Raw genomic sequence first — 13,057 nt, 5'->3', positions numbered from 1 at the left:
TATTTTCCGCCTTGGTCAGATCGTGACATTTGTCGCGCGAAATAGTTGCCCTAGTCGCGGCCATGCCCACCAGATATAATTTAACCAACGCCGCTCCGGCCGAGTTGTGAGCAACTCCGGATGGAAGGCATGCTGATGCAGGGCTCCGGCGGACATTCGTAGCGCCAACCTGAGTCAGCCTTTCCCATTAGAATTCGGTCGTGGTGACCCGAAAGGCAAATTCAACAAAGTGACGCACCCCGCCAGCGGGCCGTGAATCGAGAGAAGCCGGCACGGTTTTAGTATTACCAAGGCACCCGTTTAGCAACAGGTCCTACGAGACGCCAATTTTCGCTTTGTTGCCTGCATAATCCAGGAAGCCCTGCACGATCATGTGCTGGTCGCGCGTCGCAAGCAGCGGCGGATGCTTGCCAACGAGGCTGTCGAAGATGGTGATGTCGGGCCCGCCCTTCCGAAACGAGGCGATGTTGGCGGCATCTCGGTGCCAGCTGTCGATGCCGTACAGCATCGCGACTGGGCAGTTCATGCCGAGGATCGAATCGGTCAAATCGAACCGCGTGGCGACGTTGTCGCGGATGACCTCGGCGATTACCGGATCGATCTTGTAGCGGAACCGAGACCCAGCTTTGCGAACGTAGTGCTCGCCGAAGAACCGCGAATCGAGATTGGCCGGAAGTGGGCCTAGCGTGTTGTCGAGCAGGTCGTGGCCCCATCGCGCCGCCTCGTCCAGACTGTCGAACTCGGCGTTGCACATCGCGATCAGGTGATCACGGAACTCGATGTTGGTGCCCCCGTTGGTAACAGGTATGTCGTTCAGGACAAGGCCCTGGAACCGCTCCCTGAATGCCTGGACGTACATTATGGACATGATGCCGCCCCACGAGGTGCCCATCAGGAACCGCGACCGACCGGGAAACGCGCTGATCACGGCATGCAGCGCATACATAATGTTGCGTGGCGAATAAACTTCCTTGCGTCCGAAATAGGTGCTCTCGCCGCGTCCGATCAGGTCGGGCACAACGACTTTGTAACCGTTGCGGGCAAGGTGATCGGCGATGAAACAGTACTCGCTGCCGATGTGGCCGATGAATCCGGGCAAACAGAACAGGACCGGGGCATCGTCCGAAGGCGACCAAACGCGCACCTTCATCGTACCGACCACCGAGCCGAAGCGAATGGCTATCTCATGCTGAGTTCGGGTGATCACGGCACGGACCTTATGACTTCCGACTGGCCGTCGGGGCTCATCCGCTTCCAGTAGACCGGAAGTCCCTTGGACTTGGTCTTCGCCTTGCGAATCAAAGGCAGGATCAGCTTCGGCGACTGCACGGCGATGATCGTCACGACGATCACTTCCGCCTCAACCGCGGGCCGCAGGATGCCCCCGGAATAGCGCCATTCATCGACGACGTTCTGCGAGGTGAGGATCCAGCCGATGTACCCCGCCATCCGCCCTTCATCGATCGCGAAGAGGCAGGTGTTCTGGTCGATCTGAAACTGAACGCTTCGAACCATGCTTTCAAGCTCGAACCCCTTGAACGGTGGTGTCGCTGCGAGAAGATCCATCGTCGAAGTGAAAAGGACGGGACGCTCGAAGGCCCTGTTGTCAACTATGTCGGTCAAACCGATCTCCAATGCCTTTGGTCATACTCCGGCGGTTTAGTGCAGGGGCCTGAACCGAATATGCTCCCACGTCGTTGGATTGAGCGTCAAACCGTAATCGAAAGCAAGATTTTCGATTGGCTGCTCGATCTCAAACCGCACTGTGAGGTGGAGCATCGCCTCGCGGATCTCGTCTGCTGCCAGCCGGGCGCCCGCACAGGTGCGCGGGCCATGACTGAATGGGATGAAGGTCCCATGCCTGAAGGATCCATCCAGAAACTCTCGACGACGATAATCAAAGATGAACGGATTTTCCCAGTTGCGCGCATCGTGATGAGCGCCGATGATCGAGATCATCACCGGCTGGTCTTTCGGGAACCATCTGCCTCCGATCGTCGTTGCGGCAGCGGGTGTACGAACTAAAAGCGGAACGGCCGGGAAACGGCGCATGATCTCGTTGATGAACACGACGACCAGTTCGCGCCGTCGCCGAGGGTCTTGCTCGCGCAAAATGCCCTGGTACTCCGCGCCCCGCCCGAGCAGCTCCATGCACCACAACATTGTCGAAACTGTCGATTCGACGCCGCCAAAGAGCAGCATGGCCAGTTCTTCGAGGATCTGCCGCTCATCTCCAAGGCGCTCGATACCAGCGGCGATTATCGGAAACCCGGCGGGAAGGATCGCTTGCAGTTCATCAAGAAGCGCTTCCTTCCGCGGGGCGATAGAATTCGCGCCCGCCGTCCCGGATAAAGTCCTGATCTGAAGTTCCTGGACGAACACCCTCATTTGCTCAGTCCACTCCACGAAGCCGTCGGGCACCGAATCCCATCCAAACATGCGAAACAAGTTACCGGCAGCATAACGTATGCAATGCCGACGCAAGCCGCTTCCTGCAAAATTTACACCCGGATCGAAGGCCTCCTCGGCAGCCTTGCTCATGCTGTGGGCAAAGGCGGTGGCTTTAACGCTGCCAAAATAATTTTGAGAAATGCTGCGTCGGTCCTTCCAGCCTTTGCCGTCCGTATTGAATCGGCTGAGCATGAACTCGCTGATCAGGCCATAATCCTTGCGAAAGAGGTCGCCATTGCGCAAAATCTGACCGATCGTAACGTGATCGGCGACGAATTCCGGTACTTCTTCGCCACGGTTTTGACGTTCCGCCGCGGCGTATAGCGCGATGATCAGCTGCTCGGTTATTCGCATCAATCCCCTCCGCCGGCAACCGTCGCGAGGACATGCAACCCGCCTGACGGCGGCACCGCTTATCTCACAAAGCAAGACCGACGCAACAGCTTCCTCGGGACATGCGGCGCACCTGTTGCGCACGGGCCACACTCGGCAAGAAAACCTAATCCCTGCGTCTGCACACGCGGGCGGTTCTTGCAGGAGAGGTTTCGACAGGGCAAAATGCAATCATTGGTCCAATCTTGGGAAAGCAACATGGAGCGTCGCGACGGTATGTCTGGAAGAACAATCAAGCTCGTTGCGGCGGGTGCCGCGGCGATCGCGGCGCCTGCCGTTGCCTCCGCCGATGATAGCTATCCGTCGCTCGAGATCATGACAGAGGGCGGCTTGACGCTCTCCGATTATTCGAAGGCGATCGGAAAGGTGGGCGGGCCGCTGGACTTCGGTAATGATATGGGCGGCTATGGTGCGATTGCCGTCGGGCGGGCATTCGACGCGTCCTCCCCCTATGATTGGCGCATCACTGGAACTGTGACACAGTTCCTGGACAACGAGGAAAGCTACGGCGACAATTTTATCGGTGGGATTGGCACGGTCAGCCAAAGCACCAGCTTCGGGATGCAATCGGTTGACTTTGACATCGGTCGACGCGTCCAGCGGAACAACTTTGAGGCCCGCTTCTTCGCGGGCGTGCGTGGAATGCATTTGAAGCTGGACCAAGGAAGCGATTTCAGCGCGTCTAACGGCAACTATGGCGTAGCCGTTGGCAAGGTCGGGACCACCGAGTTTCTCGGGGCAGGTCCTCGTGTTGGCGTTGAAGCTCGCTTGGGTGGGACATGGGGCGTCGTTGGTGCGGTGTCCGGTTCTGCCATGTACGGTCAGCGCAAGAACGGTGCCAGCATCGATTACCAAATTTTCGATGATCTTTATCAGTACAATGTCGAGTATGGTGAAAGCCAAAATGAAAACGATTGGCTTGCCGAGATAACCGGTTCAGCTGGCGTATCATTCAAGCCGAATGACGGAACTGAGGTGATCGTTGGCTACCGAGGGCAGCAGCTGTGGAACGTAACGGGCTCTGGTGAGGGCGATGATATACTGATCCACGGCCCCTTCGTTGGTCTGAAACTGAAATTCTGATCGTCGCGCTTTCGAGTGTGCTGGGGTCGCATTGGGCGTCCGTGAATATTGCCTTCGGCGCCCAAACAACCTGACAACGTACAGGACCATCGGTGACGGTGGTCCTGTATTCGTTTTCCTGCATGGTTTTCCAGATTTCTGGGAAAGCCTGATACCTCTGTCGAAACGCTTGAATCCTACGGGAACGAACGTCTTCTTTGACCTGCGCGGCTACAACGGGACCCCGCCGTTGGCCGCTCCCGAAGCCTATCGTATCCTTGACGTCGCCCGAGATTTTTCGGATCTGGCCAGTAACTTAGGCGCTTCAGACATGGTCTTCGTCGGCCATGACTGGGGAGGAGCGGTGGCGTGGTGGCTGTGGATGATGGCAGCCCCCAAGTTCCGTGCTTTCGTGTCGATCGCCGCGCCGCATCCGTCCGCCTTGTTCGCCGGCATGGCCGATGACGGCCAGTGGCAAGCGTCTGCTTATGCACGAACGATTGCCGCGCGGGATCGGCATGAGGTCTTCGAGATGGATCGGCTCGCCTACTGGTGCAATGATGAGACCCACAGGACACGGCTTGTTGCCGCTCTCGAGCGTTCGTCTTCATTCGCCATGGCCAGCTATTACAATCAGAACTATCCACGTGCTCGCGACATGTGCCTCGAAGGGCTGCCGTCAGGGCCGGCACCGTTCCTGCTGGTCTACGGTGCCGCCGATCCATACATCTTGGCGGGCACCTTCGAACGTTCGGCGCAGTTTGGCGGCGCACAGGTCTCGATCGCAGTGGTAAGTGGTGGTCATTTCGTACATGTCACCGAGACCGACATGGTTTCGGAGACGATCAACCGCTGGCTCGCCGATGTCTGATCCCATTCCCGATATTTCGTTCATAACGACCTGCAAGGGCCGCCTTGGCCATTTGAAGCAAACCTTGCCGCAGCTCACCGCTTTTGCCGGCTGCGAGGTAGTGGTGGTCGATTTCGACTGCCCGGAGGGAACCCGTCACTACGTTCGCGCGAATCATCCCGGCGTCCGGATCGTCGAGATCGACGGTCAACCGCTCTTCAACGCTTCCGTCGCCCGGAATGCCGGCGCGAGACGCGCTAATGGGGCAAAGCTGGTCTTCGTAGATGCTGACATCGTGCTGGCGCCGGACTTCTTGGACTTGGTACGCGGCATCCCCAAGGAGCACTTCGCCGAGTTTGTTTTCCGCAACGACGTTCGAGGCACCTGCGTCGTTGAGCGGAGCGCCTTTGACGAAGTTGCCGGCTATGATGAAGTCATGCAGGGTTATTGCGGCGAAGACGTCGATCTCTACCACCGACTGCAACTGATGGGCTATCAACGGCATGTCCTGCCAGAGGCCGGGGTTTCCTGCATCATAGAGCATTCCAATGACGAACGCGTCGCGAATTACGGCGTTGGCCGGAAACTGTCCTTCGCCAAGGGCAAGCTCTATCGGGAGATCAAGAGCCTCCTCATGCGGTTCGAGATGAAGGCCGACATCGACTTGCGTTTCCGTCGCGAATTGTGGAAGCGGATTGATGATCTGTTCCGGTCGAAGGATGTCTTCAGCGACGGCGCTTTCATCGAAATTCCATTGCCAAAGATCGATTCGCCGCCGTTCATCGCCAATTGCACCTTCGAGCGCTCCCTGCGTTTCACGGTGAAAGTCGATCTGAGTTGAACCGGCTCGACATCCATCAGTTGGTTTCGCCACGGTTCGACAGCGACGAGGGACCAGCGACAAAGGCGATCTACCTATGCACCTCGCCGAGAACTGCGAGTTTCACGCTTTGCCGCCTTATGATCGGGCAAGGTTGGGGCATCCCGAACGAGTATTATAGCGCCCACGTCGCCAGAATTCTGGCGGCGAGGTGGGGCGTTCGCGGTGACCCGAGCGCCGGCGCGGCCGCGCGCCTCGCCTACGGTCGCGAGCTTCTGCGTCGTCGGACTTCCGGCGGGTTTTTCGCTGCCAAGCTGATGGCTGCTCAGACCCGGTTCTTCAACAAAGTACATCCCAAGGGCTTTGACGCGTCAGTCCAGAACCACTTCATCCATCTCTTTCGCGAGGGGTTCGCCGCCCAGGTCGCAAGTCTCGTCACCGCGGCTACCACGAACCGCTGGTCATTCTCCGAGACGAGCACGCAATTTCGGATCCTCGACCTTCGCCTCGATCGTGAATCTGTGGAGCGTGCCTGCCGGCTCGTGATCGACAGCGAACGCTTCTGGAAGATGGCGTTCGCCGAGCATGGGATACGACCGCTCGAAATCTCGAGCGAGGCCGTCGTCGCCGATCCGGGTCGGGTCGTCAAAGCGATCGCGGCGCTGATCGGCGAAACCATTGACGAACACATCCTGGCGGACCTCGTCGTCCAGGAACGGGGAAGCGCCTATCCGATCGACCGCGCGCTCAAGCACGAAATCCTGACGACCTATGGCGACGTTCTCGAGCATTTTGCGGCTGAGCGCCGCGAAGCTTATCTACCCTCGGCACGGTGACCCGACCCATCACCCGAATATGGCGGCATGGAGGCTTTTGACCTGCCGATCGACATGGCGACGCAGGCCTGTCGAGATCGCACGCTGATGATTTTGATCGCGTATCGTTTCGAGACACTGGTCCACCAGCGCTTTGGCCGTCTTGTCGCTGGATGAGGTGAGATGGATGATCTCCTGATGCACGAGATTGCGGCGCGCGAAATGCTGGCTCATCAGGATCTCCTTTTTCTTGTCAGACAAGGTCGAGTCGGTGGCCGCGGTACCGCGCGCGAAGCAGAGGAGCGGTGTGCCCTCTCGCATCGCTGTCACCGCGACGTGGTAAATGTCGGTCACCACGAAGGCGGCATTGCGGACGACGTCGATCCTGTGGTCGATCTCAAGGGGGGCGGTCCGGTCCAACCAGCCGAGGTCGAGCGTTCTCCTGCCGGCCATTTCGGCAATGCGTTCAGTAAATCCTCGGTAGAGCATCGTGGAGCCAGACCGTCCGAAGGCGACCACGACTTCGCCAGATGGTGCGGGGCGATCTCCAACGGTTATCTCGCGCCGCTTCAGGAAGAATGCGCAGTCGCAACCTAGGTAATCGCGGCCGTCGCCGACAAGTTGCGCGGCGAATCCGGCCGACATGACGTCGCGCAGCCGCACGAGGCGGGCATTCGCGTATAGTGACGACAGCGCAGCGACATAGCGTCCGTCGGCCAGATCCGTCGCGGTGAGCGCATAGATCGTGGATCCGAAGACAATCGACTTGCGCTGGAGGTCTTCGCGCCCTTCGAGCATCAACCGCTGGTACCAGGCATCCACAACGGCCGCCGAGCAATCGGCTGCCCCGCTTCTGACCATCCGCGGCGCGACGTCTCGCAGGACGTAGTTCTTCCAGTGCAGGAAATCGCCCCAGAACAGGATGCGATCGAACGTGGCAAGCTGATCCGCACCGTCCAGCAGGTTGTAGTCGATCTCGACATAGCCGAGATCAAGCGTGAACGACTTCTCCAGGCAGAAGAAGTCTATTTCGCATTCGATACCTGAGTATTGTAGCACATCGATCAGCGCCCGGTCGACGGTGATCATCCCCGGGTTTGAGAGGAACGGGAAAGCAGAGATGACCGCGATTCTCACCGGCTGCCTCTCGCGTCAGCACTTGCTTGACATCGCTGCCTGCCGGGCGTTCCGCGAACATTCATCGAGCTTAACGGCTTGGAAAGATGAACATGAATTGTCGGCCTCTCGAGCACGTCGCTGGATATGCATCTCATGACGTACGCCGGCTTCGCTCTCGCTGCGCCATCCCACGGCAATCGCAACGACACAATACTTCGAACTGATATCAGTTGGTGATCACTTCAGGACGCAGGTGAAGGCCGTGCCGTCCTGCGTCTTGCCTGTGACCTTCGTGGCACTCACTTTGGTAACACGGTATGTGCCGCCGCTTGAATAGGCGCTCAGGTGGATCATGGCGGAACTGCCACCCGTGTAGCGGTAGCTCTTGAGTCCCTTGGCTGAACATTCCCATGTGGCAGCGTCAGCTGGTATGATGGCGATTGTCCCGAGCGTTGCTAGTGAAAACCCGGTTATCACTGCGAAACCCAAATGACGTGCGATCTGCATAAAAAGCTCCCCAGCCCTGCCATCCGTTCGAAATTATATGCAACCGACGACTTTGACAATCGACGTTGTTAACGCGGTCAAACGCCACCGTACCTCGGATTCGTATCCGATTTTGGCACCATATGCAGTTCCGAACACAACGGTTTCCCGAAATCTGCAAGTCACTGTTAATGCAGCATACTTTCCGACCGTTGTGCTCGACCTGAGGGCCGGTCGGAAAGAGACGTGGAGCGTTCAGAGACCGATTTTTGGCGTTTTGCCAGTCTCTGAAGGCCGGTCGCCTTGGCTAAACCCCTTTGAAATATAAAGAAAAAAGGGCTCCGCGAGAGCACCTAAACGAGTTCGGTAACTGCAAGTGGCGGTGTATTGACTCAAAAAAATACAATCTTCACGGCGAATCCGCCGCTCAGGGCATTGAAAACTATAGTATTTTTGAAAATTGCGCGAAAACTGAAGCGAGCAGCAAGCCCTGCTCAATTAGATACGGATCACAATACGGAGTGTGACGCGGTCCGACAACCACCCCACCGCCGTGCCAGGCGAGCGAGGGCCAGAACGTGCCATAGGCAAGCCAACTGGGATCGCTCCGTCAGCCCCGATTCAGGCGCGTCGCATCGTTTCCGGCCCAAGCCAACGCTTTCGGATTCATGACGGCAAACCAGAGCGGCGGGATGGACGCAAGCAGGAACGACCCAGGATAGCCAGAGGGCAGGCGCGGCAGGTCGTCGAAATTGCGCAGCGCCTGATAGGGACGCAGCGGATTGGCATGGTGATCCGAATGGCGCTGCAAGTGGAACAGCACGAGGTTGGACACGATGTGGTTTGTGTTCCAGGAATGGCGCGGCTCGCAGGATTCGTACCGCCCGTCGGCCCGCTTCTGGCGCAGAAGCCCATAATGCTCGACATAATTGGCCATGGTGAGTTGCCACCAAGCGAAGATGTCGTGGATCAGGAAAAAGGGCAGCATGATCCAGCCGAAGGCCGCGGTCGCTGCGGCAACCAGCGCCAGATGCAGCGTATAGCCTTGGAGGAGATCGTTGCGCCAGTGCCAGAAGGGCAGCCCCTTGCGGTCAAGGCGCGCCGTCTCCAGACCCCAGCCGCGTTTGAAGGCGCCCGGCAGTTCGCGCAGCGCGAAGGCATAGAGGCTCTCGCCATAGCGCGCCGATGCCGGATCTTCCGGCGTCGCCACCTGCACATGATGGCCTCGATTGTGCTCGATGCAGAAATGCGCATAGCCGCTGAGCGCGCAGGCCAACTTGGCCGCGATCTGGTCGACGCGATCGGATTTGTGACCGAGTTCGTGGCCGACGACGAGAGCGGTTCCCGACATCGCGCCGGCGCCGAGCGTGACCCCGGCAAAGGCCCATAGCGGCAGGTCAAGCGTTCCGACCGCGACAGCCGACAGGATCAGGGAAAGCCAGTAGACGGGCAGCGCCAGAAAGAGTAGCCCTCGATACCACGGGTCTTGTGCTAGCTCCTCGACCTTATCCGAGGGCGGGTTAAAGGGATCCTCGCCGACAATGACGTCCAGCAGCGTCAGTGCGCCGTAGCCATAGGCCAGCGAGAACCACGACCAGAGCGGATCCCCACCCGCCAGTAGCATCATTGCTCCGACCCCTGGCATGGCAGGTGACAGGACTGACAGCAGCCACAGCCAGCGCTTGTCGTGCCGCCATAGCACGCCCCTCGTCAGGCTTTGCGACCTCATGCTCATGCGACAGCCCCGCTGGCAAGATACTACAGTCTATACCGTCCACTGCCGCCGGCAAGGCACCGCTCCCGTATTGCCGAAGGAGTTCGGCGATGAGATCGGCGGTGAAGTTGCGGAAAGACTCTTCGGCGGTGAGTGTAATGACACTCCGGTGCGAAGGCAGGATCGCGACCGCATACGGTTTGCAGTGAGATGATCGGCAGGACAGCGGAGCCCTGATGACGTCATCCGAAGTTTCCCGACTCGCCGCCCTCGCTTCTCCGCGCCTGCGCCTTGCCGCAAAGACTGCTCTTGTGGTGGAGGTGGGGTGCATCGCCTGGCTAGCCTCGTTCGGCCACATTCAGCAGATGCAGGTGCAATCCTTCTTCCTGTTCAACGACAAGGTAGCCCACTTACTGGCCTTCCTCGTGGCGGGTCTGACGGCGTCGCTGGCCTTTCGCTCCCTGATCTGGTCGGCCCTTGCCTTGTCGGTGGTAGCAGGCGGCGTTGAGATTATGCAGATTTTTGTTCCAGGTCGCACTGCATCGATCCTAGACTTCGCCGCCTCGCTGGCCGGAGTGGCTGGCGGCCTGGCGCTGGGTGCCGTGCTCTGGCCAGTCCTGCTCAAGCGCATGAACCGCGTCGCGTCCACCTGAATGGTGCGGATTTGGGCCGCCGGCAGTGCAGGCTACCTGGAAACGCTCCAATGATGCGCCTCGGGTCGACATGCCGCCAGCGCATGAAGCCTTTGACGGCGCGGTCAGGACCCTCCTCGACTTTTGCGGCCAGGTCAGCCCGCCGCTCGGGCGACAGCCGCGATGGCGGACCCGCCGACCGATCGAGAAGACCATCGGGGCCTGCCGCGTTGAACCGTCGCACCCAGTTCTATGGCGTCTGGCGATCAATGCAACCGATCCGCGCCGTATCGGTCCGCCTCGTACCGTCCGGGACGGCCGCGAACGCCAATAGCGGTCCCTCCGGTGTGCATTCTCGGCGCCACGAGCCAGATGGTGGTGCTTCATGCGATGCGCAGCTGTTCGACCGGAACCGCGACGCGGGTCTCGCCGCCCATGATCTCCATCAAGACAAACACGCGCCGGTCGGCCGCGATGGACTCGACGGTCGCCACGAAATCCGCAAAGGGACCCGTCGTAAGCCGCACCTGATCGCCGGGCTTCAGGAGCTTTGGCGCCAGGAGTTTGCCGGAGGCGTCGCAGCGCAGCATCAACTGGCTGATGATGTCGAGCGGCACTGGCGCCGGATCCTTGCCGAAGCTGACCAGCCGGGTAATCCCGTATGTCGAATTGACCGCCCGCCAATGGCCCATCGTGATGTCAAAGGCCACGAAGACATAGCCCGGAAACAGCGGCCGCAGCGCGTTGACGAACTTGCCCCGCACCTGTCTCGTTGCGTTTTCCATCGGCAGGAAAGTCCGAAAGCCTTGCCGCTTGAGATTGCGCTCGGCGATGTGACCGCTGTTCGCCTTCAACTGGGCCAGAAACCAACTCGTGCCGCGATCGTGAAACGTCATTCGACCTCTCCGCTCAACGCTGAGCATATGCCGCATCGCAACGCAGGCTGGCAACTGTTCTTTGAAGATCAATCGGTCAAATTGTGTGCTCCGACAGCGCTGCCTTGGCTTAAATGGCTGTTTTTGTTCGACGATTCCGCCGACATGACTTGAAAGCTCCGCCCGGTCACGCAAACGTCCAACGCAACGCAGGAAGCGATGGAGGGCGGGTTGGGCGGAGATGACGAGGTGAGCGAGTTCCGTGCGGCGCAATATGTGCGCATGTCCACCGAGCACCAGCAGTATTCGACGCACAATCAGTCCGACAAGATTCGCGAGTATGCCGCGGCGCGCGGGATCAAGATCGTTCGCACCTACGCCGACGACGGCAAGAGCGGATTGTCGATCGGCGGCCGCGCGTCCCTGCAAAGGCTGATTGCGGATGTCGAATCGGGCGCCTTCGATTTCAACGTCATCCTGGTCTACGATGTCAGCCGCTGGGGGCGTTTCCAGGACGCGGACGAGTCCGCCTACTACGAATACATCTGCAAGCGCGCCGGGATTCAGGTTGCCTATTGCGCCGAGCAGTTCGAAAATGACGGCTCTCCCGTCTCGACCATCGTCAAGGGGGTCAAACGCGCCATGGCTGGCGAGTACAGCCGGGAGCTTTCGGTCAAGGTCTTCACCGGGCAGTGCCGCCTGATTGAACTTGGCTACCGCCAGGGCGGCCCCGCCGGCTTTGGCCTGCGCCGGGTGCTGATCGACGAGCGCGGCACCATCAAGGCCGAGTTGAAGCGCGGCGAGCACAAGTCGCTGCAGACCGACCGCGTCATTCTGATGCCGGGCCCCGAGGAAGAGGTGGTCTGGGTCAACAAGATGTACCGCTGGCTGATCGAGGAGGATCTGTCCTTCCGTGAGATCGCCGACCGCATGAATGAAGCGGGCGTGCCGACTGATCTCGACAAGCCCTGGACCTCGGGCACGGTTCGCACAGTGCTGACCAACGAGAAATACATCGGCAACAACGTCTTCAACCGCAGTTCCTTCAAGCTAAAAAAGGTTCATGTCGACAATCCTCCCGAAATGTGGATCCGCAAGGAGGGAGCCTTCGAAGGCATCGTACCGCTCGAGTTTTTTCTGACGGCGCAAGAGATCATCACCGCGCGCTCCGCCCGAGTGTCGGACGAGGAACTGCTTGAGCATCTGCAACGGCTCTATGCCGATGCCGGGCAGCTGTCCGGGTTCCTGATCGACCAGACCTCCGATATGCCCTCGGCCGCGACCTATCGCAGCCGCTTCGGCTCGCTGGCGCGAGCCTACGAAATGATCGGCTACCGGACAGACAGGGATCAGGAGCGTCTTGCGCTTAACAAGCGCCTGCGCGCCATGCATCCCGAAATCATCACCCGCACAGAAGACGCGATCGCCGCTATCGGCGGCCGGGTGGTGCGCAACCCCAAGACCGACCTCTTCTCGATCAACGACGAGATGATCGTCAGCCTCGTTCTGGCGCGCTGCCAGCCCATGGGCGACGGAAGGTTGCGCTGGCGCATCCGCTTCGACCCCATGCGCTATCAGGCGGATGTCACGCTGGCGGTGCGGCTCGATCCCGAAAACCGCGAGGAGCTCGATTACTACCTGCTGCCTTGGCTCGACCTGCCCCGGCACGAGATCCGGCTCTGCAATCGCACCAGCATCGCCTTTGAAGCATTCCGCTTCGAGGATCTCGGCTTTTTCTACGGCATGGCCGAGCGTGTCGGCATTCGGCGGAAATGGGGGTGAGACACGAGGCACAGATTTTCGTCGACTGAACATATCATGAACGATCAACACCCAGAAA

General features: G+C 59.5%; 14 protein-coding genes. 6 read left to right on the top strand and 8 right to left on the bottom strand.

Translation table 11 applies throughout. From position 1 onward, the window contains the following. Positions 1-313: 313 nt before the first annotated feature. Genes N1F91_RS03265 through N1F91_RS03255 form a run of 3 tightly spaced genes read right to left on the bottom strand, consistent with a single transcriptional unit; the run spans position 314 to position 2,805 of the window. Positions 314-1,207, bottom strand: a complete 894-nt coding sequence (locus N1F91_RS03265; protein WP_289990291.1) for an alpha/beta fold hydrolase — start codon at positions 1,205-1,207, stop codon at positions 314-316. After that, a complete protein-coding gene (locus N1F91_RS03260) occupies positions 1,204-1,635 on the bottom strand; it encodes a hypothetical protein (protein ID WP_289990289.1) in 432 nt (143 codons plus the stop codon). Before N1F91_RS03260 ends, N1F91_RS03265 begins: the two co-directional genes overlap by 4 nt. Positions 1,636-1,659: 24 nt before the next feature. Further along, positions 1,660-2,805, bottom strand: coding sequence for a cytochrome P450 (locus N1F91_RS03255; protein WP_289990287.1), 1,146 nt, complete (start codon positions 2,803-2,805; stop codon positions 1,660-1,662). A gap of 237 nt (positions 2,806-3,042) precedes the next feature. Here N1F91_RS03255 and N1F91_RS03250 point away from each other — a divergent pair, with 237 nt between their 5' ends. From N1F91_RS03250 to N1F91_RS03235, 4 genes are read left to right on the top strand one after another with little or no spacing between them, the layout of a single operon-like run. After that, positions 3,043-3,927 carry an Lpg1974 family pore-forming outer membrane protein gene (locus tag N1F91_RS03250; protein ID WP_289990285.1) on the top strand — a complete coding sequence of 295 codons (885 nt, stop codon included), beginning with the start codon at positions 3,043-3,045 and terminating at the stop codon, positions 3,925-3,927. Positions 3,928-3,958: 31 nt separating this feature from the next. Beyond that, positions 3,959-4,777 (top strand): alpha/beta hydrolase, encoded by an 819-nt coding sequence (locus N1F91_RS03245; RefSeq protein WP_289990284.1) that lies wholly within the window; start codon positions 3,959-3,961, stop codon positions 4,775-4,777. After that, positions 4,770-5,597 carry a glycosyltransferase gene (locus N1F91_RS03240; protein WP_289990283.1) on the top strand — a complete coding sequence of 276 codons (828 nt, stop codon included), beginning with the start codon at positions 4,770-4,772 and terminating at the stop codon, positions 5,595-5,597. Before N1F91_RS03245 ends, N1F91_RS03240 begins: the two co-directional genes overlap by 8 nt. Further along, positions 5,594-6,412, top strand: a complete 819-nt coding sequence (locus tag N1F91_RS03235) for a Stf0 family sulfotransferase (protein ID WP_289990282.1) — start codon at positions 5,594-5,596, stop codon at positions 6,410-6,412. Before N1F91_RS03240 ends, N1F91_RS03235 begins: the two co-directional genes overlap by 4 nt. A gap of 9 nt (positions 6,413-6,421) precedes the next feature. On the opposite strand, the gene N1F91_RS03230 is transcribed toward N1F91_RS03235, so the two are convergent. From N1F91_RS03230 to N1F91_RS03220, 3 genes are all read right to left on the bottom strand, one after another. Continuing rightward, a complete protein-coding gene (locus N1F91_RS03230) occupies positions 6,422-7,480 on the bottom strand; it encodes a polysaccharide pyruvyl transferase family protein (RefSeq protein WP_289990281.1) in 1,059 nt (352 codons plus the stop codon). 267 nt (positions 7,481-7,747) lie between these two features. Further along, positions 7,748-8,017, bottom strand: coding sequence for a hypothetical protein (locus N1F91_RS03225; protein WP_289990279.1), 270 nt, complete (start codon positions 8,015-8,017; stop codon positions 7,748-7,750). A gap of 589 nt (positions 8,018-8,606) precedes the next feature. Further along, positions 8,607-9,623: an alkane 1-monooxygenase gene (locus tag N1F91_RS03220; protein WP_289990277.1), complete on the bottom strand. Its 1,017-nt coding sequence runs from the start codon at positions 9,621-9,623 to the stop codon at positions 8,607-8,609. A gap of 323 nt (positions 9,624-9,946) precedes the next feature. Between N1F91_RS03220 and N1F91_RS03215 the strand changes: the two genes are divergently transcribed. Further along, complete coding sequence (locus tag N1F91_RS03215; RefSeq protein ID WP_289990275.1) at positions 9,947-10,363, top strand: VanZ family protein; 417 nt, start codon at positions 9,947-9,949, stop codon at positions 10,361-10,363. On the opposite strand, the gene N1F91_RS31090 is transcribed toward N1F91_RS03215, so the two are convergent. Continuing rightward, a complete protein-coding gene (locus N1F91_RS31090) occupies positions 10,332-10,586 on the bottom strand; it encodes a helix-turn-helix domain-containing protein (protein WP_354670515.1) in 255 nt (84 codons plus the stop codon). The two genes, N1F91_RS03215 and N1F91_RS31090, sit on opposite strands and share 32 nt — an antisense overlap. A gap of 139 nt (positions 10,587-10,725) precedes the next feature. Continuing rightward, positions 10,726-11,514, bottom strand: coding sequence for a transcriptional activator RfaH (locus tag N1F91_RS03210; protein ID WP_289990274.1), 789 nt, complete (start codon positions 11,512-11,514; stop codon positions 10,726-10,728). On the opposite strand from N1F91_RS03210, the gene N1F91_RS03205 reads away from it, so the two are divergent. Next, positions 11,500-12,999 (top strand): recombinase family protein, encoded by a 1,500-nt coding sequence (locus tag N1F91_RS03205; protein WP_289990273.1) that lies wholly within the window; start codon positions 11,500-11,502, stop codon positions 12,997-12,999. The genes N1F91_RS03210 and N1F91_RS03205 overlap by 15 nt on opposite strands. The last annotated feature ends 58 nt before the right edge of the window (positions 13,000-13,057 follow it).

This window comes from Aquibium sp. ELW1220, assembly GCF_030398385.1.
Classification (GTDB): Bacteria; Pseudomonadota; Alphaproteobacteria; order Rhizobiales; family Rhizobiaceae; genus Aquibium.
The sequence above is the reverse complement of the archived record's forward strand: the minus strand, read 5'-3'. Positions and strand labels throughout refer to the sequence as shown.

Excerpts from the sequence above, each read along its gene's own strand:
- N1F91_RS03255 (WP_289990287.1), bottom strand. The coding sequence starts at position 2,805 with ATGCGAATAACCGAGCAGCTGATCATCGCGCTATACGCCGCGGCGGAA.
- N1F91_RS03230 (WP_289990281.1), bottom strand. The coding sequence starts at position 7,480 with ATGATCACCGTCGACCGGGCGCTGATCGATGTGCTACAATACTCAGGT.
- N1F91_RS03250 (WP_289990285.1), top strand. The coding sequence starts at position 3,043 with ATGGAGCGTCGCGACGGTATGTCTGGAAGAACAATCAAGCTCGTTGCG.
- N1F91_RS03220 (WP_289990277.1), bottom strand. The coding sequence starts at position 9,623 with ATGATGCTACTGGCGGGTGGGGATCCGCTCTGGTCGTGGTTCTCGCTG.
- N1F91_RS03205 (WP_289990273.1), top strand. The coding sequence starts at position 11,500 with ATGTCCACCGAGCACCAGCAGTATTCGACGCACAATCAGTCCGACAAG.
- N1F91_RS03240 (WP_289990283.1), top strand. The coding sequence starts at position 4,770 with ATGTCTGATCCCATTCCCGATATTTCGTTCATAACGACCTGCAAGGGC.
- N1F91_RS03225 (WP_289990279.1), bottom strand. The coding sequence starts at position 8,017 with ATGCAGATCGCACGTCATTTGGGTTTCGCAGTGATAACCGGGTTTTCA.
- N1F91_RS03215 (WP_289990275.1), top strand. The coding sequence starts at position 9,947 with ATGACGTCATCCGAAGTTTCCCGACTCGCCGCCCTCGCTTCTCCGCGC.